At 47.6% G+C, this 20,183-nt stretch carries 20 protein-coding genes; 17 read left to right on the forward strand and 3 right to left on the reverse strand.

The genetic code is table 11. The features are described from left to right. Window positions 1-767: 767 nt before the first annotated feature. From BLS44_RS25325 to BLS44_RS25350, 6 genes are all read left to right on the forward strand, one after another. The gene (locus BLS44_RS25325) at window positions 768-3,875 is read left to right on the forward strand and encodes a SusC/RagA family TonB-linked outer membrane protein (RefSeq protein ID WP_245729443.1); all 3,108 of its coding nucleotides are present in this window, start codon (window positions 768-770) and stop codon (window positions 3,873-3,875) included. A 10-nt stretch (window positions 3,876-3,885) separates the two neighbouring features. Next, a complete protein-coding gene (locus BLS44_RS25330) occupies window positions 3,886-5,766 on the forward strand; it encodes a RagB/SusD family nutrient uptake outer membrane protein (protein WP_090393562.1) in 1,881 nt (626 codons plus the stop codon). A gap of 184 nt (window positions 5,767-5,950) precedes the next feature. Continuing rightward, on the forward strand, window positions 5,951-7,240 hold the full coding sequence (locus tag BLS44_RS25335) for a MutS-related protein (RefSeq protein ID WP_090393563.1): 1,290 nt from the start codon (window positions 5,951-5,953) through the stop codon (window positions 7,238-7,240). Continuing rightward, window positions 7,237-7,539, forward strand: a complete 303-nt coding sequence (locus BLS44_RS25340; protein WP_090393564.1) for a hypothetical protein — start codon at window positions 7,237-7,239, stop codon at window positions 7,537-7,539. Before BLS44_RS25335 ends, BLS44_RS25340 begins: the two co-directional genes overlap by 4 nt. Further along, window positions 7,532-8,206 (forward strand): ATP-binding cassette domain-containing protein, encoded by a 675-nt coding sequence (locus BLS44_RS25345; RefSeq protein ID WP_090393565.1) that lies wholly within the window; start codon window positions 7,532-7,534, stop codon window positions 8,204-8,206. The genes BLS44_RS25340 and BLS44_RS25345 overlap by 8 nt, the downstream gene beginning before the upstream one ends. Before the next feature lie 96 nt (window positions 8,207-8,302). Next, window positions 8,303-8,854 (forward strand): GNAT family N-acetyltransferase, encoded by a 552-nt coding sequence (locus BLS44_RS25350; protein WP_090393566.1) that lies wholly within the window; start codon window positions 8,303-8,305, stop codon window positions 8,852-8,854. On the opposite strand, the gene BLS44_RS25355 is transcribed toward BLS44_RS25350, so the two are convergent. Beyond that, complete coding sequence (locus tag BLS44_RS25355; RefSeq protein ID WP_090393582.1) at window positions 8,849-9,544, reverse strand: basic secretory protein-like protein; 696 nt, start codon at window positions 9,542-9,544, stop codon at window positions 8,849-8,851. The genes BLS44_RS25350 and BLS44_RS25355 overlap by 6 nt on opposite strands. A gap of 284 nt (window positions 9,545-9,828) precedes the next feature. Between BLS44_RS25355 and BLS44_RS25360 the strand changes: the two genes are divergently transcribed. From BLS44_RS25360 to BLS44_RS25390, 7 genes are all read left to right on the forward strand, one after another. After that, the gene (locus BLS44_RS25360) at window positions 9,829-11,133 is read left to right on the forward strand and encodes a DUF4271 domain-containing protein (protein ID WP_245729445.1); all 1,305 of its coding nucleotides are present in this window, start codon (window positions 9,829-9,831) and stop codon (window positions 11,131-11,133) included. A 37-nt stretch (window positions 11,134-11,170) separates the two neighbouring features. Continuing rightward, a complete protein-coding gene (locus tag BLS44_RS25365) occupies window positions 11,171-11,947 on the forward strand; it encodes a uroporphyrinogen-III synthase (RefSeq protein WP_245729447.1) in 777 nt (258 codons plus the stop codon). Window positions 11,948-12,047: 100 nt separating this feature from the next. Next, window positions 12,048-12,866, forward strand: a complete 819-nt coding sequence (locus tag BLS44_RS25370) for an outer membrane protein assembly factor BamD (protein ID WP_090393584.1) — start codon at window positions 12,048-12,050, stop codon at window positions 12,864-12,866. Beyond that, entirely contained in the window at window positions 12,841-13,182 is a 342-nt protein-coding gene (locus BLS44_RS25375) for a DNA-directed RNA polymerase subunit omega (RefSeq protein ID WP_090393568.1), read from the forward strand. The genes BLS44_RS25370 and BLS44_RS25375 overlap by 26 nt, the downstream gene beginning before the upstream one ends. A gap of 377 nt (window positions 13,183-13,559) precedes the next feature. Continuing rightward, window positions 13,560-14,771, forward strand: coding sequence for a bifunctional phosphopantothenoylcysteine decarboxylase/phosphopantothenate--cysteine ligase CoaBC (gene coaBC, locus BLS44_RS25380; RefSeq protein WP_090393569.1), 1,212 nt, complete (start codon window positions 13,560-13,562; stop codon window positions 14,769-14,771). After that, window positions 14,768-15,193 (forward strand): DUF4296 domain-containing protein, encoded by a 426-nt coding sequence (locus BLS44_RS25385; RefSeq protein WP_090393570.1) that lies wholly within the window; start codon window positions 14,768-14,770, stop codon window positions 15,191-15,193. Before coaBC ends, BLS44_RS25385 begins: the two co-directional genes overlap by 4 nt. Window positions 15,194-15,219: 26 nt before the next feature. Next, on the forward strand, window positions 15,220-16,032 hold the full coding sequence (locus BLS44_RS25390; protein ID WP_090393571.1) for an aminotransferase class IV: 813 nt from the start codon (window positions 15,220-15,222) through the stop codon (window positions 16,030-16,032). Here BLS44_RS25390 and BLS44_RS25395 read toward each other — a convergent pair. After that, window positions 16,029-16,838: a 1,4-dihydroxy-6-naphtoate synthase gene (locus tag BLS44_RS25395; RefSeq protein ID WP_090393572.1), complete on the reverse strand. Its 810-nt coding sequence runs from the start codon at window positions 16,836-16,838 to the stop codon at window positions 16,029-16,031. The two genes, BLS44_RS25390 and BLS44_RS25395, sit on opposite strands and share 4 nt — an antisense overlap. A gap of 59 nt (window positions 16,839-16,897) precedes the next feature. Then, the gene (gene mqnB / locus BLS44_RS25400; RefSeq protein ID WP_245729449.1) at window positions 16,898-17,593 is read right to left on the reverse strand and encodes a futalosine hydrolase; all 696 of its coding nucleotides are present in this window, start codon (window positions 17,591-17,593) and stop codon (window positions 16,898-16,900) included. A gap of 117 nt (window positions 17,594-17,710) precedes the next feature. Here mqnB and BLS44_RS25405 point away from each other — a divergent pair, with 117 nt between their 5' ends. Genes BLS44_RS25405 through fabD form a run of 4 tightly spaced genes read left to right on the forward strand, consistent with a single transcriptional unit; the run spans window position 17,711 to window position 20,083 of the window. After that, window positions 17,711-18,118: a 6-pyruvoyl trahydropterin synthase family protein gene (locus tag BLS44_RS25405; RefSeq protein ID WP_090393573.1), complete on the forward strand. Its 408-nt coding sequence runs from the start codon at window positions 17,711-17,713 to the stop codon at window positions 18,116-18,118. A gap of 23 nt (window positions 18,119-18,141) precedes the next feature. Then, complete coding sequence (locus BLS44_RS25410; RefSeq protein WP_090393574.1) at window positions 18,142-18,552, forward strand: 6-pyruvoyl trahydropterin synthase family protein; 411 nt, start codon at window positions 18,142-18,144, stop codon at window positions 18,550-18,552. 13 nt (window positions 18,553-18,565) lie between these two features. After that, window positions 18,566-19,162 carry a GTP cyclohydrolase I FolE gene (gene folE, locus BLS44_RS25415; protein WP_090393575.1) on the forward strand — a complete coding sequence of 199 codons (597 nt, stop codon included), beginning with the start codon at window positions 18,566-18,568 and terminating at the stop codon, window positions 19,160-19,162. 30 nt (window positions 19,163-19,192) lie between these two features. After that, window positions 19,193-20,083 carry an ACP S-malonyltransferase gene (fabD, locus tag BLS44_RS25420; protein ID WP_090393576.1) on the forward strand — a complete coding sequence of 297 codons (891 nt, stop codon included), beginning with the start codon at window positions 19,193-19,195 and terminating at the stop codon, window positions 20,081-20,083. Window positions 20,084-20,183: the final 100 nt, after the last annotated feature.

Here is a 20,183-nt window from a genome sequence, read left to right on the forward strand (position 1 = left end):
TGGCAGGCAAGATCTCAAGTTCTATTGTAGCTATTGTACCCAACAGGTCTTTTGCCAGAAACCACAAGTTTAAACGAAAAAATCGCTTTAGTCCCATGTACAAATAAAGCACAATCAGCTGCTGAAAACAGGATCCGCTTTGCCAGAAAAGCCAGAAACCTTAAGGATCAGGCTCATGGTTGTACTATGCCCATTACCTACAATAGTAGCAACCATCGCAGATGCCTGTCTCCCTGGAAGGACGATCCTGGATACAGACTTTTCTTATTTTAATAGCATTGGTGTCCTCACAAACCACTAGTAATTACGCATTTTAATAAAATTGATTCCGGTTCATTATTAAACCCACACACCCGGTGGTGGTCAGTGAAATGCATTGCGCCCAATCATGGCCCCAGCTCATCAGTTATAAAATGGTCTGACCTGTCCGATGGCTGCCCCGGTTGAACTTTAAACCCGGAACAACTCATCGCCGGCCGGAGCCGGTATAAACGATTTACAACGTTTTCGTAAATCCTTTCCCGCTTCCTGTGTATTTTATTCATCGATTAATCACTACATTTGTTTTGCTTGAGCATGAGGAATGTAATAATCGGAATAACGATTGTGTAATTTTTTTAAATTTCTGTAACGCAGTTTACCAGCATACACAGTAGTATACTGACAGGGAGGTTGCGCCCATAAAACGCAATCAGACAGATCATCCATTTTTTAAATTAAACCAAATTAAGACTATGCACAGCTGTAGGAACTGGATAATTGTCTTTATGACACTTATCGGAGTATGGAATGCCCGATCCGTTCTGGGTCAAGGAGGCCGGTGGGCGGTTACCGGCGTTGTTACTAATCAAAGTGGAACGCCGGTGCCGGGCGTTACAGTCCTGATCAAAGGAACCTCCACGGGAACCGTCACGAATCAAAAAGGAGCGTTTACTATTAATGTGCCGGAAGGGCCCAATACCATCTTGGAATTTAGCTCTACCGGCTATCAACGGCAGGAAAAGGAGGTGAGCGGCAATGCAAAAATCGATGTAACGCTGGCCACAGAAACCCTGGGGATGGACGAAGTAGTCGTAATCGGATATGGCACAGCCAAAAGAAAAGACGTTACCGGCGCCGTAGCCTCCGTGCAAGCCACCAAACTGGAAAAAGAAGCACCCCGGTCGGTACAGGACCTCCTGCGGGGTAATGCCGCTGGCCTGATTATTGGTCAGGGCAACAGTGCTAAAGCAGATGCTGATTTATTAGTAAGAGGTTCCGGTACCCTAAAGGCGAGCAGCAGTCCGCTGAACGTATTGGACGGGGTAATTTTCGACGGATCCTTTGCGGATCTCAACCCCAACGATATCCAGTCTATTGACATCCTGAAAGATGCCAGCGCCACCGCCGTATATGGAGCCAGGGCCGCTAATGGTGTGGTATTAATTACTACCAAAAAAGGCATATCCGGCAAACCGCGTATCACCTTTAATTCCAATGTAGGCTTTGTAGAAAATGCCAATATGCCCCGGGTAATGAACGGCCCCGAATTCCTGCAGTGGCGCTATGACTACGAAGTGGGAAGAAGGACCTCAGCATACCTTCAGCAATACCCTGAAATGTTCATAGACCCGCGTAAACTAACCAATGTAAAGCCGTTGGATTGGTATAATTACGACCAGAAAACACCGGCAACTTCTGTAACGGAGGAACAACTGCTCCGCAGCTGGTTAGCCCGGCTTGATTTGAAAAGTCCGGAGATCGACAATTATATCAACAATAAGGTCACCAACTGGCAGGACCTGGTTTTTCAGCGGGGCTTTCAGCAGGATTATACGGCCGCCATTTCCAACAAAAACGAAAATTCCAGCTACTACTTCTCTGTTAACCATGTAGACCGTAAGGGAATTATTGTTGGCGATCGTTTTAAGGATTTTCGTACGAGACTTAATCTTGAATCAAAAGTAGCTTCCTTCCTGAAAATAGGCGCCAATACCAATTTTTCCATAAGGAACGAAGGGTTTCTGCAGGCAGACTGGGCGCAGATGACCGCCATTTCTCCTTATGGTTCCAATAATATTGGCGATACCAGCGTTCTTCCGTTGTACCAGCGGCTGCCCACCAGCGACGCGACACCGGTAAATCCTTTTTATGATAACCTGTACCGCGATCGTAAGGATCAGACCTCATCCATCAACTCAAGTCTTTATGCTATTGTTAGCCTTCCCTACGGATTTGAGTTGCAGACCAATTATACACCGACCCTTATATGGCATGAGTATTATAATCATGAATCTTCCAAGAATATTGCCTGGACAGCAACCGGCGGTAGCAGCGAGCGTAAATTTGAAAAAACCTTTAACTGGCAAATTGATAATGTGCTGCGCTGGAAAAAACGCTATGGTATTCATAATTTTGAAGTAACCTTTTTACAGAATGCGGAAAAAGGACAATACTGGCAGACCGATGCCACGGGAACAGCTTATAGCCCCAGCGATATCCTGGGTTACCATCGCTTGCAGGCAGCTACCGTTCCACATGCTTCCAGTAATGATACCTACAAAACGGGGGATGCCCTGATGGGCCGCCTCTTTTATTCCTTAAAAGACCGGTATATGCTGACTGCTTCTATAAGAAGAGATGGCTATTCCGCATTTGGTGCCCGGAACCCCCGGGCAACTTTCCCGGCTCTCGCCTTTGCCTGGGATCTATCGGGAGAAAAATTCATGAAATCAACAGGGTCATGGCTGGATTATTTGAAACTGCGGCTTTCATGGGGCCAGAACGGAAATCGGGACATTTCCGATCAGTACTCAGCCCTTTCGAATATGACTTCCGCGCTGCATCCCTATATTAATCAAAGCGGCGTTGTTTACCTTGCATCACAACTCTATGTAAGTCGCATGGCCAACCTGGACCTGCAATGGGAGGCCAAGGAGTCCTATAATATCGGGGTTGATTTCTCAGTGCTCAACCGCAGGCTTAGCGGTTCTATTGATGCTTACACAGCCATTACCAAAAATCTGCTGGTGGACCGCTCATTACCCCCTGTTGTAGCCTTCACAAGCGTAGCAGCCAACCTGGGCCAGATGAGTAATAAAGGGTTTGAAGCAAGTATTAACGGCATCATCATTCAGAAGAAGGACTTTGACTGGAGCAGCGGTTTTATTTTTATGCTGAACCGCAGGAAGATTCTACGTCTATACGGCAATATGGTGGATATAAAAGACGCTAATGGCAATGTAATCGGGCAAAAGGAAGCCGACGATCTTACCAAAGGTTGGTTTATAGGAGAGGACCCGGATCGCTACTGGAGCTATGAGCGGGTTGGCGTATGGCAGGCGAATGAAGCGGGAGCAGCTGCCCGGTATGGAAATCAGCCAGGCGACTTTAAATATAAGGATCAGAACGGCGACAGCGTACTAACCAATGCTGACAAGATTTTCCAGGGCTATACCACTCCCCGCTACCGGTGGAGCTGGAGAAATGACCTCAACTACAAACGGTTAACGCTGTCGCTGTTTGTTTATGCAAATTGGGGGGAATACGGCACTTTTAACAGGGCGGCCAACAGTAACAGTTTCCCGGACCGAACCACCGATTATATGCAGCCGAGATGGACGGTTGATAACCCTATCAACGATTACGCCCGCATCGGTTCTAAAAACCTCGGTAATAATTATGTGAACCAGTCCTTTATCCGGCTTGATAATATAGCACTCTCGTATGCAGTGCCCCAATCCTGGTTAACGGCCATAAAAGCACAGAGCCTGCGTATTTCGGCTTCTGTCCGCAATGCTTTGTATTGGTCGCCCCACTGGAAATTTGGAGACACGGAATCTGGCGGAGCCCCTACTCCCCGCACCTATAACTTAAGCCTTAATCTGACACTTTAATTTTAGTATCATGAACCGATCAATTATATATAAAAAAATGCTGCCCATTTCACTGATGGCAATTGCACTGGTTGCCTGCAATAAGGAATGGCTGCAACCCAAACCCCTTTCTCTGTATGAGCCGGGCGTTACACTTAAAGATCCAGGCGCTTTTTACTCAACGCTTACCGCCTGTGAAAGGAATATGCGGCATGAATATTTTGGAGACGGTGCGCCTATTCTTACCGAAATTATGCAGTCGGAAGTAGCCGTTGAAGGCACTACGGATAAGGCAGGACCCCAAATGGATATGGACGTTTCCCTATTGCCCGATGCGGAACTGAACAATATCAATAACACCAGGGTTGGCTGGTATTTTAACGAAGGCTATAATGGCATTAAATACGCTAATACCGTGATCGACAATATTGACAATACCAAGTTTAAAGACGAGGCCGAAAAAAATGCGATATTGGGATCGGCCTACTTTCACAGGGCTTACCGCTATTTTAAATTGGTGCACCAGTTTGGAGATGTGCCCTTTGTGGAACATGTATTGGACCATCCGAAGGACGATTTTATTTCCAACGACCGTTGGAGCATCCTGGCACGTTTGAAAAAAGACCTGGAATTTGCCTACCAATGGGTACCGGACAATGTGGACCGTGGACGCACCTCCAAATCGGCCTGCGGCGTACTGCTAATGAAAGTATGCATGGCCTTAACTGATTTTGATCGTGCCATTGCCGTAGGTAAAGAAGTGGTTGCGGCACACCCACTGATGAAAAACCGCTTTACCGGCAATAAAACCAAGGCCCATACAAACCTGATGTTTGACCTGCACAGTGTGGAAGCCAAACTGGATATGTCGAATACCGAGGGGCTGATGTATGTGGTAGCCTACCCTAATGCAGAAGACCCGACGACTTCACCCAATGACCGCATCCAGATCATGCGCAACGCCGTACCCTACTGGAATGGCGGGGGTATTAAAACCCCGGATGGTGCAACCGGCACCGTTTCTCCTTCACCTGACGGCACCCCAGACAGTCTGGACCTGAACAAAACCTACGGGCGCGGTATCGGTCGCCTGCGCCCCACCTGGTATTCTACCAACGAAATATGGCGGTCCGATAAGGAAGGCAATGATCTGCGCGGGCCATACAACCATGATAGCTGGAGGCGAATGGAAGACCTGCTATATAACAACCCCAGCATCAAAGGCAAAAGCCCCTGGTACGGCAAACACTTTGTAAAACCCGCCGCCATGAGCGTGGAAGATACCATCCGGCTTTGGTTCCCCTGGCCGCATTATAAAACATTCGTTCCCGACCCATTACAAGCCACCTGGGCCGGTGGTCAAACCCCCTGGTACATTTATCGCTCTGCAGAGGTATACCTGATGCTGGCCGAATGTTACTACTGGAAAAACGACCCGGGATCGGCAGCAACTGCGATGAACGAAGTGCGTACCCGCGCCGGCGCCATGCCACTGACAGCAGCCGATATCAATATCGGGGAGATCCTGGATGAACGGGCCCGTGAACTCTATTATGAAGAGAACCGGCATATCGAACTGGTACGGATCGCCTATACCTATGCAAAAACCGGCAAGCCCTGCGAGATCTTTGGCGGCCACATTTATAAACTGGAAAACATAAGCGGCCCTGGAGGTACCGGTTCCAATGTAAAACAGATGGGCGTCAATTTCTGGTACGACCGGGTAGTAAGCCGGAGCAATTTTTATAACAAAGGGGTAAAACATAAATGGGCAGAATACAAAGTAAGTGTGCATCATATCCTTTGGCCTATCCCTACGGCTGCGATCGTTTTAAATCCAAACGGCGTCATCAATCAGAACATCGGTTACCCCGGTGCAGAACGAAATGTGAAACCACTCCCGGTAGAATAAAACCACTGATCGTAGAATAAAGCAAGACAACGTTTCATTTGGTTAAAGGCCGTTCATTTCTGAGCGGCCTTTTTCTTTTAAAACAAGCTCCCCTTTCCTTCTCAAAATTTTATGAAATACTTAGGACCCTTTATCACTGCAATACCGCTGAAACCCGGTAATTTGAGTACCAAAACCCTGTCTATTGACCAGCAACCACCAGATAACTGATCTCAACATCCTGACAGAGATACTGCCGGTTTTCAATTACACCAATAATCCGTTTGCCGAGCAGGTTCTTTCAGAACTGCTTATTCAGCCACTTCCTTCAATCGCCCACATCGGGGAGCGCCAGCAGATACTAAAAGGGTTTGTAAAGAATTATCCCTTTCTTAAAAGTTACAATTATTCCCGCGCGGCGTTTGCCGAGGTGTACCAGTTTATACAGACCCAGGACCGGCCGTTTTCCGGCAGCAGTATCTTTACCTCAAAGGCTCAGAAACGGGAGCAGCAGGTATTAATGAACGCGTATGCACAGTTTGTACTTTTTTTTGAGGAGCTCCTGCGGAAATGGATCACCATGATCAATCTTTCCGTTTTTCCGGGCACCTACAAAGCGGCACTGGAAACCATCCATCAGCAGTTAACGGACTTCGACCTGCCCTACTATGCAGGGCTTATCAATGAGCAGCAATTTGGAGAAAAGGCGGTAAAGCAATTGTCTGCAAAAGTTATCGCCCGGAAGCAGGACGGCGGCTGGCAGCGGTTTTGGCCGGTCTTTTTCCGGTTTGAAGCCTATACTTCCATTAGCCTTGCCGTTGTACGGAAAGGTTTTGCATTCCCGGCATTGGGAACGGGGCCAATAGCCATCCGGGATCTTTATCATCCCCTCCTGAACGAGCCGGTAAAGAACGATATAGTGCTTGCCAAAAACGTTGGTCTGCTTACCGGACCCAATATGGCAGGAAAGTCGACCCTGCTCAAAGCCATCGGTCTCTGTGTTTTTTTGGCGCATACCGGCGTTGCAGTACCTGCCAGCGCAGCCGAAATACCCTTTTTTGATCATATTGCCGTTTTTATCAATCACCGGGATGATCTTCAGAACGGGTACAGCCATTTTATGTATGAGATCAAAAATCTTAAACACCTCATCCTGGAAGCAGCAGCGGGGAAGCGTTGTTTTGCCGTTTTTGATGAGCTGTTCAAAGGTACCAACAGTGCGGATGCCCTTGCCATTACCTGCAGCACACTTGAAGGAATGCATCGGTTTGAAGACTCCTGTTTTTTCGTTTCCACCCATTTGCATGAATTAAAAACGCAGCCCGTTGTTACCAGCAATACCGTTCATGTATTGCATATAGATTGTATTATCGAAAACGGTAGTCCCCGGTTCACCTATAAACTTGAAGACGGCTGGTCTGATCTGAAAATCGGCCGTTTATTATTCGAAGCAGAAGGCTTGTATGAGCTGCTCCGTAAGCATTCTTCATCATGAAACCAACCCGATATATCCATTTGCTATCCCTGTTCTACCGGAGCTTCATCCTGTTCTCCCTTATCGTAGACGCCGTAGCCGCATTGCTTTACAGGCAATATGGGTCCGGTATCTTCCCCCTGCTGTGGTTGCTAAAGTCAGGCACCCTTCTTCTTACCTGGTTCACCATCAACAGGCGCAAAAAAAACGAATACTATTACTATTATAACCAGGGGATCTCCCGTAAACAGATCTGGATACCACTCCTGCTTTTCGACCTCCTTCTTTTCATCGTTATTACCTGCTGTTTTCATGCCTGATGCGATCCCTCCATACCTTTTCGCCGGTGGTATCCGGCTCTCATTGAACCACAGGGTTATTCTTTCGGACATCCGTCTTCAATGCCATGAACACAGGGTTACCGGTTTGCTGGGAAGAAACGGCTCCGGGAAAAGCTGTCTTTTCCAGATCATCTACGGACTGTTACCTGCAGAGAAATCGGTTCAGCTCAACGGGCATATCGTCTATGATGCCTACAAGCATCCCCACCTGGTAACAAGCCTGCCCCAGTTTCATTTTATCCCCCCAAGTGCCACCATCCGGACCGTGTTTAAAAATTTCGGACTGGACCCGGCAGCATTCACAGCATTGTTCCCTGAGCTCCGGGCGGGTAATAATACAGCTATCGGGAAACTGTCGACAGGCGAACGGCGGCTGGTGGAAACTTATGTTATCATAAAATCCCCTTCCCGCTTCTCCCTGCTGGATGAACCGTTCTCGGGCCTGAGCCCGGTGCAGGTAGAAAAACTAATGCAGCTGATAAGAACCGAAACCCAAAACAAAGGGTTCCTTATCACTGACCATCACTATCGGCAGGTAATGGCCATTTCCGACGACGTTTATGTCTTAAAAAATGCGAAGACCTATTTTGTAACCGCTGATGAGGACCTGGATTTATTAGGATACACACCCGGAACCCGCACATAAGCAAAGGTATAATGCTCCGGCACCAACTTATAAAACGCCCCATAACCGCTAACATCCCGTTTTTATCTATCTTCACTCCGCATTCAAATCTTTAATATGCCCGGTCAGCAGATCCTACCTCCGTTCTCCATTCAGCCGCTCCTCAAAAATGAGCAGGTACAACTCCAGCCATTAAAGGAAGGCGATTTTGAACAATTATACGCTGTGGCCTCCGACCCCGCTGTATGGCAAATGCATCCCAACAAGGACCGCTACCGGCAAGCCGTGTTCAAAACCTTCTTTGAAGGTGCCATACAAAGCGGAGGCGCTTTTCTTTGCAGGGTACTTCCCTCCGGCGAACTGGCGGGAAGCACGCGGTTTTACCATTACAACGCTGAAGACAACAGCATCTTTATCGGCTATACGTTTTATGCCACCAGGTTCTGGGGTACCGGGCTTAACAGGCAGGTAAAACAACTGATGCTGGATTATATATTCCGGTTTGTGAACAGGGTTTATTTTCATGTGGGTGCAGAAAACTACCGTTCGCAAAAAGCAGTTGAAAAGCTGGGAGCGTTAAAATTAAAGGAAGAATGGATCGCCTATCATGGCGAACCCGACCGGCTAAATTTCGTTTATGGTATCCTTCGCGAACAATGGCCTTTATAAGACCGGATCTTTTGAATACGCAGACCAGAGTTCATCCAGCGATCTGCCGGTAATCTGTTTCCAACTTTCCGCAGTATAAGAATGATCCCGCAGGGCCGTATTCAGCGCTTTTACAGTGCCGCGTTTTGCTTTCGCTTCTATCCAGGCCAGGAACCGTGCCGTTACCCGGTATCCATCTGAATATTTCTGCCGGTCGGTATATTCCGGTAGTTTCCAGCGCCCCCCGTCATTATCAACCCCGTATTTGAACCGGATATAATCGGCAATACCCTCGGTGATCCACCAGGGGCCCACACTGCGTCCATAAGCCTGTACGATATGCATAACCTCGTGGGTAACCACATCAATATCTCCCGGATTTTTTGCAAACCAGGCAGGATCGTACACCACGTTTCCACCGCCCGTGGCCGCAACACCATGATAAGCAGTGTCTATTTTAAAACGGACCTCCTTTGCGGCATCCTTATTAAAATCCTTCACCAATTTTGGGTATACGGTGAAGAAAGCATCCACCATCCGCTTTTTAACCGCTGCACTAAAGTCCGCCGCATTGGATGTAAAATGCAATACGTATCCATTTTTCTCAAAGCGGCCGCCTTCATAATTAAACGCAGAATCCCCGTTTGTATTCATCGCAGCGTCGGAAACGCTGCATATAAAAAAGCCCGCCAGCAATAAACAATATTTCATAAACATTTTTTAACAGCAGGAAAGTATCAAAATTCCGGCAATAGAACAAATCGATTCCTCACATTCCTGCAGATCGGGATACAAAAATGCGGCATATTGGTTTTGCGCGGATGCCGTACAGGTGAAGCTACCCGGAAATCCTGAATGGCCCGGTTAAAATTCATTTGCTCCGCAGGGGCTTCATCTTTTTCGGTGATATTGGGGCCGGCTTGTTATTTTTGCGGTTCAAAGACGTATTTAGTTTGGTTCGTTTAATCATTATACTTTTCCTCAGTTTCTTTTCTATGAGCAATGCATCTGCTCAAAAAAAAGACAGTGCCAAAGAACCGGCGCAGCGGGTAACAAAACCGGTATCAAAACCCAATAACAACCGGCAACCGGCGGCCAGCCGGCCAGCTGTAAAAAAACCGGCGGCTACAAAGCCGGCAGCTCCTGCTGTAACAGGAAAAAAGGGAGCTGTAACAACCACACCGGCAAAAACAGTTCCCAGGCCCCAATTGCAGCAGCAGTCCAATACCGGTAAAACCAATGCGAAAAAAGACACTTCGCGGAAAAAAGATACCGCTGTAAAAACCTTGCGGCCACCGGCGGCAAAAAAAGATACGGCTGCAGTAAAAAAAACCGGACCGGCCTCCGGAACCGGCATAAAGCGGGACTCGCTGGCACACGCAACCAGGAAGGCTTCTGTTAAAAAAGACACGCTGAACCGGATCGGCGCGGCAATACCGCATCTGCCGGCGGCAGACAGTACACGGATCAGGGCTGCCATTGCCGACAGCCTGAAAAGCCTGGCGCAGCTCTCCGCGCTGGAGCGCAATTTTAACCTCACAAAAAAGATACTGGCCCACCACCCCTATTATGTCTTTACCGCCACACCGGTTATAACACCGTACAGCAAACGGCCCCGGCAGCCGGGTGAAGAGATCTACTTTTATACGCTGGCAGGCATCATGTTATTGTTTGCCGGATTTAAGACCGCTTTTTCAAAATATTTCGATGATCTGACCACCCTGTTTTTCAGACGTACCCTGAAGCAGCGCCAGCTGCAGCAACAGCTCAGTCAGAATACCCTGCCATCTTTTCTTTTTAACATCCTGTTTGTATTTGTTGCCGGCTACTATCTTGCATTGATGGCAGAACAACTGGCTACCCATAAGCCCGCCTATCCATTCTGGCAGCTGTTTGCTTTTGCAGTAGCCTTTGTATCCCTGGCGTACCTGGCAAAATTTTTCCTGCTGAAATTATTTGGCTGGCTGTTTAAGCTGCAGCATCTTACAGATGCCTACATTTTCCTGATCTTCCTTGTAAACAAGATCCTTGTGCTGTTCCTGCTTCCTGTAATCATTGTCACATCATTGGGCGGCACGGGGATCAAGACCATTATCTGGACGCTTAGCTGGCTGATCATCGGTGCCCTGTTTCTTTACCGGTTTACAGTAGCGCTTCAGATGGCTCAGAAGAGTAATAAGATCAGTCTCTTCCATTTCTTTATCTATTTCGTTGCATTCGAATTGCTTCCGGCCTTTGTAATCTATAAGTTTATTTTACATTTTTTAACGGGGAATAGCGTACCTTTGCACCCAATTTAGGAGAATTTTAATGTCAAGTAACGTAGCAACAAAACCCATGGCAAAGCCTGAAGCTGGAAAAGTACAACATATACTCATCAGCCAGCCAAGACCAAAGAGCGAAAAATCTCCCTATTTCGACCTTGAAAAAAAACACGGTGTTACCCTGGATTTTGAAACACTGATCATGCTGGAACCGATCACCGGAAAAGATTTCAGACGCCAGAAAATCAGTATCCCCACTTATTCGGGGGTTATCTTTACCAGCCGCAATGCCATCGACCACTTTTTCAGAACCTGTGAAGAAATGAAAATAAATGTGTCTCAGGACACCAAATATTTCTGCATCACGGAAGCAGTGGCGCTCTATCTTCAAAAATTCATTCTTTACCGCAAAAGAAAAGTCTTCTATGGTACAGACGGCAGCAATAAAAGCCTGCTGGATGTGATCAACAAACACAAAGAGAACCTCAATTTCCTGTATGTGTGCTCTGAAAACCAGCAGGATAACGAGATCATCAGCTGGTTAAAGCAGCACGATTGCTCTTTTGATCTTGCTTTTATGTACCGTACAAAAAGCAATGATGTAAAAAAATCGCTGGGTGACAAGCAGTTCGACGTTCTCTGCTTCTTTACTCCCAGTGGCGTAAAGAGCTGGTTTGACAATTTCCCCGATTTTAAACAGCAGGAAACGGTTATCGGCACCTTTGGCGATAATACCCGCGAGGCGGCGATCCGGGCAGGGCTGACCCCCCAGATTGTGGCCCCCCTGCCTAAAACACCCAGTATGATCACCGCCCTGGATCAGTTTTTAGCGGGCAATGGTGAAAAATAGGCCGGCAAGCCGCTCTTTATCAAAAGCTTAACGACTCATTTTTTGGGCAGCTAAGGTTTTTATGAATATTTGCATGGTTATAGTTAACTTTGCAAACTTTATGAGGTTTTTTGTTATCATCTCTGCCTTGTTCTTAATGTCGTCCTGCGGGCCTGGCATGAATAAAATTTTAAAGAGTAAGGATGCTGCCTATAAATTGAAAATGGCAGAAGCCTTTTATACTAAAAAGAAATACAACAAGGCGCAACTGATCTACGAAGATATTTTACCGTATTACAAGACCACCCCCCAGTTCCAGGATATTTATTATAAGTATGCATACGCTGCTTACTATCAAAGGGATTATGCAATGGCGGAGAATTACTTCAAAACATTCCTGGAAAGTTTCCCCAACAGTCCGAAGTCTGAGGAAATTGAATATATGCGCGCCTATGCTTTTTACAAGCAGTCGCCCAAGCCGGAGCTGGATCAAAGCAACACCTTTAAGGCCGTTGGGTTTATGCAAACGTTCATCAATACCCACCCCGGCTCAGTGCGGCTTCCGGAAGCCAACCGGATACTGGATGATTTGAGGAAAAAACTGGAAATAAAGGATTATAAAAGTGCGAAGCTTTATTATGACATGGGTTTTTACCGGGCTGCAGGGGTTAGCTTTGCAGCGTTGCTGGAGAACTTCCCCGAATCCCAGATTGCGGATGAATACAAAATGATGTCTGTAAAGTCTTATTATCTTTTTGCCGAAAACAGTATCATTGATAAAAAGGCGGAGCGCTTTAAGAGTGTGATGGATGAGTGCCGGGAATTCCTGGACCGTTTTCCCGAAAGTAAATATAAAGCCGATATCGAGAAATATATGGCAATGTCGCAAACACAAATTCAAAAATTCAATAATAATGAGCAAGTTAAGAAGACATCTTAGTGTTGGTACTCCCAGTAGCGTTGAAACTAAAAGCCTGCAGGAGATAAAAAACAAGACCGGCAATATATATGAGTCTATTGCCATTGTAAGTAAAAGAGCCAACCAGATCAATATTTCCATCAAGGAAGAACTCCATAATAAACTGGATGAATTTGCCAGCCATACAGATACGCTGGAGGAGATCCATGAAAATAAAGAGCAGATCGAAATATCCAAGGCGTATGAGCGGATGCCGAATCCCGCACTTTTGGCCACACAGGAGTTCCTGGATGACAAAATCTACTATCGCAAAGCTGAAGACGAACTGTTCAGCTAAGACCGGTCATTATATTTGAAATGCAGCCGCAATGGATCCAGTTATTCATTGCGGCTGTTTCATTTGGGCAGAAACAGCCATTGAGGCACAAAAGCACTTTTGCCCCAAAGGTTCGGAGGTCGGAGCATGGGAACAGGATATTGATGTAGCGCGATAAAATGGCACCAGCGATCAAAAAAAGCCTATATCGACGCATTAGAACAATCGCACAAACACCAGGATCCTGATATTATAAGTGTCTTTTTCATAGCGACCGCTGTTTCAAGAATGGAGCTGGAAATGAAACAGCTCCGGGTGCCCATTGCACCTTCTGAAAAACAGCACTCCACTTCAAAAAACAAGGGGTTCACCTTTATTTTTTGACTTACTTTTGATAAATGTTGGAAGGGAAAAAAATAGTCATCGGTATCAGTGGCAGTATTGCCGCATATAAGATCGTTCACCTGGTGCGATTGCTGGTAAAGCAAAAAGTAATTGTCAAAGTGATCATGACGCCTTCAGCCAGGGACTTTGTATCGCCGCTTACGCTGTCTACACTTTCAAAAAATGAAGTGCTTACCGATATAGCTTCCGGCAATACCTGGGCCAATCACGTGGAACTGGGAAGATGGGCCGATCTTATGCTGATTGCACCGCTGAGTTGCAATACCCTGGCAAAAATGGCACAGGGGCATTGTGACAATCTGTTATTATCGGTATATCTTTCTGCAACCTGCCCGGTAATGGTATCCCCGGCCATGGATGAGGATATGTGGCACCACCCCGCCACTCAAAAAAACATCGGGATCCTGAAAGCATTCGGACACATTGTGCTGGCGCCGCATCATGGCGAGCTGGCAAGCGGGCTGATCGGCGAAGGACGTATGGAAGAACCGGAAGCGATCCTGGCGCAGATCGGATCCTTTTTTAATAATAAAGCAGACGGAAGCCTGGAAGGGAAAAAAGTGCTGGTAACGGCAGGTCCTACACATGAAGCCATTGACCCGGTACGGTTCATCGGTAATCACTCTTCCGGCAAAATGGGTTATGCCCTTGCACAGGAATGCCGGAAGCGCGGCGCGGAGGTGGTCCTTGTCCTGGGCCCGGCGCCTGCCATATTGCAACAGGACCTCTCTGGTATTACGGTAGTAAAAGTTACCTCTGCAGAGGAAATGTACCAGGCCTGTATGGATCATTTCAGCTCCGCGGATATAGCCCTTATGGCCGCAGCTGTAGCCGATTACAGGCCGGCAACGACCAGTGAAATAAAAATAAAAAAACAGGAACCGGGGCTGGAACTGAGCCTGGTAAAAACCCGCGATATCCTGGCATCCCTGGGAGCCGTTAAAACCAGCCGGCAGGTACTCCTGGGGTTTGCCCTGGAAACCAATGATGAAGAGCGGCATGCGCTTGAAAAGCTGCATAAAAAAAACGCGGACTATATTGTACTGAACTCTTTAAATGATGGCGCCGCTTTTGGTGCAGATACCAACAAAATAACCATCTACTCCAAAACCGGTGAAAAATCCGGTTTTGAATCCAAATCAAAAACAGCAGTGGCACAGGACATCCTGGATACCATTATCAAAACGGGCACTACAACAATATGAATAAGCTATTACCATTACTGATCCTCGGCATCACGGTTACCGCATGCGGGCTTGGGCGCCCCAAAGATGTGCTGCCCCAGGATAAAATGCAGGCTGTCCTATGGGACATTGCAAAAGGAGGTGAATTTGTGAATGGCTATGTATACTTTCGCAATCCCAACCTGAACCGCGCGGCAGTGAACCAGCAGGTGTTAAAACAGATCTTTACGCTGCATAAGATCTCTAAAAAACAATTTGACAAAAGTCTTGAATATTACCAGCGCAAACCCGACCTGTTTGTGGCCATGCTGGATTCGATCAATGTACAGCAGGCACGAGCCAAACAGGATACGGTTAAGAGTGCTCCGGGAGATTCTGCCCATGCCGCCGCTCCGCCTCCATCCGCCGGGGCTCCATCGCAACCTTCGCGTACCGTAAAATAATTCCCGTTCAGCAGACTATTTCTCCCATGTATTATCAATGCTTTAACGGTGTTTTTTCAGATGCGGCCGTTCCTGTTATCCCCGCGGTTAACAAAGGCTACCGGTACGGGGATGGTTTTTTTGAGACCCTGCGGGTGCACCACTCTGCAATACCCCTGTGGGATCTGCACCGGGGCAGGATCCTCAGAAGCCTGTCGCTCCTGGATTATTCCTTTGCCGGGGATGTATCCCCGGAGCGCCTTTATGAGGAGATCCTAAAACTGTGCGGCCTCAACCATTGCCAGGAAAACGCCCGGGTACGGTTGTCCTTTTCCAACGGGGATGGCGGACTTTTTGACCGGTCGGGCCTGCACTATTTAATAGAAGCCGAACCCTTTGCGCCGGCCCCGGACAAAGGCCTGCTGCTGGGGCTGTATAATGAAATGCAAAAAGAGGTACACCGGTTTTCGGAACTGAAACTGTCCGCCAGTTTTATATACAGCCGAGCCGCGCAATGCTGTAACCGCCAGGGATGGAACGACTGTGTTATCCTCAATAAAAAACAGCAGGTAGTAGAAACCAGCATTTCTAACCTTTTCTGGATCAAAGACGGGGCCCTGTTCACCCCGCCTGTTACGGACGGCTGCGTAGCCGGTGTATTCCGGTCGTACCTGCTGACCGCGGAACCGGGGATCACCGAACGGTCCTGTACCCCCGAAACATTAAAAGAAGCCGATGCCTTATTCCTCACCAATGCGCTCCGGGGTATCCGGAATGTAGTACAGTACGATGGAAAGTGCTACAACGGTGCTTTAACAGCAAGCCTGCAGCACCGGCACAACCAGCTGCTTTTTTCCTAAACGCCGGCATGCATCCGGCGATGGATCCCTGCCAGGGTATGCACCGCCTCCCTGCCTTCAGAGCCCAGGTCCAGACTGTAATTATTTACATACAGATCGATGTGTTTACGCATTACCTCTTCGCTCATTGCCTGTGCATGTTCCTTTACATAGGCCGAAACCGCGGGATACCGGTCAAAAGCATATTGCAGGCTCTTCCGGATCAGCGCATCTACCTGTTGATACAATGCATCCCCCAGCGATCTCTTTATTACAATACCACCCAGTGGTATGGGAACCTTCATGGCCTGCTCCCAGTATTCACCCAGATCTGTAACCTTCACCAATCCTTTATCCTGGTAGGTAAACCGGTTTTCATGAATGATCACACCCAGCGCCGCCCTGTTATTGACCACAGCATCCTCTATTTCATGAAACACACCAAATGATTTATGGAGGGCGTCGGGGTAAGCAAAACTAAAAAGCAGATGTGCCGTTGTATTGACGCCCGGCAATATAACCGCTGCCTCATTGATCTCTGCTGCTGAAAAGGGTTGCCGCCGGTTACTGACCAGCAATGGCCCTACTCCTTTTCCCAAAGCGCTTCCGGAATTAAGCAGTGTATATTGCTCCCCTGTTTTAAAATAGGCGGGGAAGCTCAGCTTTGTTACATCCAGCCTTTCCTCCAGTGCCCAGCGGTTCAGCGTTTCCACATCTTCCAGTACTGCTTCAAATTCGAGCCCTTCCGTATCGATCTTCCCGTTCACCAGCGCATCAAAAATGAACGTGTCATTCGGACAGGGAGAAAACCCCAGTTTCAGCTTCATATGATTCTTCTTATTAACCTTTTTATAAAACAGGAAAAAACCAGGAAATGTTCGGCGGCCTATGCAATAAAAGCCCTGATGAGCTGTTCTATGATCTCATTAAGCTTCGAAACGGACGCACCCAGCGCCCACTTTGTTTTATCTCTTTCACCCGCATAATTGGATACCGCTCTTACCTGGAGGAAGGGTACTGCTTCCTGCAAAGCCACATAATGAAGTGCAGCGCCCTCCATTGATTCTATTTCCGCACCCAGATCATTTCTAAAATGCCGGATCGTATCCTTGCTGGTCGTGATCTCGTTAACAGTAACACCCTTAGCCTGATCCAGCCCGGTAAGCGCCATCAACCCGTCGTAGGGGTTCAGCAGCCATCCCCCGGTAAATGGCGGAGCGTCAGCCGGCGCCAGCTGCAGGTCAAAAACCGATCTGCGCCGTCCTTCCTCCACCACACCCAGGTCGCCGAAGCACTCCCTGTTAATAACCGCCACGGTTCCTGGCGCATAACGGTTTGCCAGGCTCCCTCCAATACCTGCCTGAAGCACCAGGTCGTATCGTTGCCGGGCAAGCTGCCTGGTTAATCCATATGTGGTACTGACACCCCCGATACCTGCGATCAGCACATCCACCGCATCCTGTTCTTTCAGGAAGGAATTTAAGGGCCTTATTTCGAGCTCCGTGGCTGCCAGCAATAATATTTTTTTATGCATATCCTGTGTAACGGTTGCAAAAATGTTCCGCCCCGCGAAGTTCGGCATTTTTATAATTGGGGGAAATGTTACCTTTGCAGTCTGTTTTTTTGAAAGGGAGGGATCTTTTTTGTGTACTTCCCCTCTTCAGAGCCGGGCCATTGCCGGCTTACTTATTTATGATATATGGTATATCTCACAAGAATTGAGCACTTTAACGCAGCGCATAAACTTTTCAACCCTGCATGGACGGAGGCGCAGAATGAGCAGGTTTTTGGCAAATGTGCCAATAAGAACTGGCACGGGCATAATTATGAACTATACATTACGGTAAAAGGAGAACCCGATCCCGACACCGGTTTTGTGTATGATGTAAAAAAATTGAGCGAGATCATTAAAGATCATATCATTGAAAAACTGGACCACCGGAACCTGAATGAAGACGTAGACTTCATGAAAGGAAAGCTGTGCAGCACGGAAAACCTGGCTATTGCTATATGGAACGAGCTGGGCCCGCATTTGCCCGAAGGCGTACTGCTTCATTGCATAAAACTCTATGAAACGCCAAGGATTTATGTAGAGTATTTTGGTTAAGTTTGTACGTACCTTTATCCAGTATGAGAGTATCCGTTTTCAGGAGAGAACATTTTAACGCGGCACACCGGCTCTTTAACCCGGCCTGGGATGATGCAACCAATGAAAAGATCTTTGGTAAATGTGCTTTACCACATTATCACGGACATAACTATGAGCTGGAAATAAAGGTAACCGGGGAAGTAGATCCTCAAACAGGCTTTGTAATGGATCTTAAGAAATTAAGTGAGCTGGTGGCTAAAAATGTGATCGATAAATTTGATCACCGGAACCTGAACCTGGATACCGATGAATTTAAACATACGAACCCAACGGCAGAAAATATTGCGATCGTGATCTATGACATCCTGCGCCCGCATATCGGCAACGATCATGACCTGAAGATCCGGCTGTATGAAACACCAAGAAATTTTGTTGAATATCCATCATCTTAAATGACCGGCAAACATGGCCTATAAGAAAGAAGACAAATATAATGAACCGGTAACCCAGGCACTCATCCAGCACTATCAACAGGTGATAGCGCAACTGGGTGAAGACCCGCAGCGGGAAGGGCTGCTGAAAACCCCTGAACGTGTAGCGAAAGCCATGCAGGTACTGACGCAGGGCTACCAAATGGATGCGCACGAGATCATTAACTCGGCAAAATTTCATGAGGACGTCAGCGAAATGATCATTGTAAAGGACATCGAATTGTACAGTCTTTGCGAGCACCATATGCTGCCTTTTTTTGGAAGAGCGCATGTAGCTTATATCCCGAACGGATGGATCACGGGGCTTAGCAAGATTGCAAGGGTTGTAGACGTATACTCACACCGGCTGCAGGTACAGGAGCGCCTGACGGTGCAGATCATGAATGCTATTAAAGAAACGCTGAACCCGCTGGGTGTTGCCGTGGTGATTGAAGCAAAACACCTGTGCATGATGATGCGGGGTGTGCAAAAACAGAATTCCGAAACAACTACTTCTGCATTTGATGGTGAGTTCCAGAAAAACTCAACCCGGAGCGAATTTTTAAAGCTCATCAGTGCACGTTTAAGTTAAAAGAAAAAGAACCAAAATAAAAAAGTGAATATGAAACAGGCAGTGGTATTCCCCGGACAGGGCTCGCAATTTACCGGGATGGGAAAAGAGCATTACGACAACAATGCGTTTGCAAAAAAATTGTTTGAACAGGGGAATGAGATCCTGGGATTTCGCCTTTCCGATATCATGTTTACGGGGACTGCAGATGAGCTAAAGGAAACAAAAGTGACGCAGCCTGCCGTTTTTCTGCACTCAATTGTAGCCTATAAGGTGATGGAGAACAACCGGCCCGATATGGTGGCAGGACATTCGCTGGGCGAGTTCTCGGCGTTGGTGGCCAACAATGTACTGGCTTTTGAAGATGCACTGCAGCTGGTAGCAGTACGGGCCAATGCCATGCAAAAAGCCTGTGAACTGCAGCCGTCTACCATGGCCGCCGTATTAAACCTTGCGGATGAAAAAGTGGAAGAGATCTGCAGGGCCATCCAGGAAGAAACCGGGGAGATCGTTGTTCCAGCTAATTATAATTGCCCGGGCCAGCTGGTGATCAGCGGCACTACCGGGGGAATTGAGATCGCCGTAGAGCGCATGAAAGCAGCCGGCGCCAAACGGGCACTGGTACTGCCGGTAGGCGGCGCCTTTCACTCGCCCTTAATGGAGCCCGCCCGGAAAGAGCTGCAGGACGCTATTGAAAAAACAGCCTTTCACCAGCCGGTTTGCCCTATTTACCAGAACGTGGTTGCCCGGCCGGTAATGGACAAGGAAGAGATCAAAGAGAACCTGATCGCCCAGCTTACAGGCGCTGTAAAATGGACCCAGAGCATACAGGCGATGATCGCCAACGGTGCCACCCGGTTTACAGAAGCCGGACCGGGTAAGGTACTGCAGGGGCTGATCCAGAAGATCAATAAAGAAGTAGCAGTAAATGGGGTTAGTTAACCCCATTTTTCATATATACCGGTTTACCGCCCATCCATCAAAGAAGTATCCCTTCATCATTTCTTCCTACCTTCGGAATGATCCGGGGGCAGATCCGGTA

The organism is Niabella drilacis (genome assembly GCF_900101395.1).
GTDB classification, from domain to species: Bacteria; Bacteroidota; Bacteroidia; order Chitinophagales; family Chitinophagaceae; genus Niabella; species Niabella drilacis.

Excerpts from the sequence above, each read along its gene's own strand:
- BLS44_RS25325 (WP_245729443.1), top strand. The coding sequence starts at position 768 with ATGACACTTATCGGAGTATGGAATGCCCGATCCGTTCTGGGTCAAGGA.
- BLS44_RS25330 (WP_090393562.1), top strand. The coding sequence starts at position 3,886 with ATGAACCGATCAATTATATATAAAAAAATGCTGCCCATTTCACTGATG.
- BLS44_RS25340 (WP_090393564.1), top strand. The coding sequence starts at position 7,237 with ATGAAACCAACCCGATATATCCATTTGCTATCCCTGTTCTACCGGAGC.
- BLS44_RS25345 (WP_090393565.1), top strand. The coding sequence starts at position 7,532 with ATGCCTGATGCGATCCCTCCATACCTTTTCGCCGGTGGTATCCGGCTC.
- BLS44_RS25350 (WP_090393566.1), top strand. The coding sequence starts at position 8,303 with ATGCCCGGTCAGCAGATCCTACCTCCGTTCTCCATTCAGCCGCTCCTC.
- BLS44_RS25355 (WP_090393582.1), bottom strand. The coding sequence starts at position 9,544 with ATGAAATATTGTTTATTGCTGGCGGGCTTTTTTATATGCAGCGTTTCC.
- BLS44_RS25360 (WP_245729445.1), top strand. The coding sequence starts at position 9,829 with ATGAGCAATGCATCTGCTCAAAAAAAAGACAGTGCCAAAGAACCGGCG.
- BLS44_RS25365 (WP_245729447.1), top strand. The coding sequence starts at position 11,171 with ATGGCAAAGCCTGAAGCTGGAAAAGTACAACATATACTCATCAGCCAG.
- BLS44_RS25370 (WP_090393584.1), top strand. The coding sequence starts at position 12,048 with ATGAGGTTTTTTGTTATCATCTCTGCCTTGTTCTTAATGTCGTCCTGC.
- BLS44_RS25375 (WP_090393568.1), top strand. The coding sequence starts at position 12,841 with ATGAGCAAGTTAAGAAGACATCTTAGTGTTGGTACTCCCAGTAGCGTT.
- coaBC (WP_090393569.1), top strand. The coding sequence starts at position 13,560 with ATGTTGGAAGGGAAAAAAATAGTCATCGGTATCAGTGGCAGTATTGCC.
- BLS44_RS25385 (WP_090393570.1), top strand. The coding sequence starts at position 14,768 with ATGAATAAGCTATTACCATTACTGATCCTCGGCATCACGGTTACCGCA.
- BLS44_RS25390 (WP_090393571.1), top strand. The coding sequence starts at position 15,220 with ATGTATTATCAATGCTTTAACGGTGTTTTTTCAGATGCGGCCGTTCCT.
- BLS44_RS25395 (WP_090393572.1), bottom strand. The coding sequence starts at position 16,838 with ATGAAGCTGAAACTGGGGTTTTCTCCCTGTCCGAATGACACGTTCATT.
- mqnB (WP_245729449.1), bottom strand. The coding sequence starts at position 17,593 with ATGCCGAACTTCGCGGGGCGGAACATTTTTGCAACCGTTACACAGGAT.
- BLS44_RS25405 (WP_090393573.1), top strand. The coding sequence starts at position 17,711 with ATGGTATATCTCACAAGAATTGAGCACTTTAACGCAGCGCATAAACTT.
- BLS44_RS25410 (WP_090393574.1), top strand. The coding sequence starts at position 18,142 with ATGAGAGTATCCGTTTTCAGGAGAGAACATTTTAACGCGGCACACCGG.
- folE (WP_090393575.1), top strand. The coding sequence starts at position 18,566 with ATGGCCTATAAGAAAGAAGACAAATATAATGAACCGGTAACCCAGGCA.
- fabD (WP_090393576.1), top strand. The coding sequence starts at position 19,193 with ATGAAACAGGCAGTGGTATTCCCCGGACAGGGCTCGCAATTTACCGGG.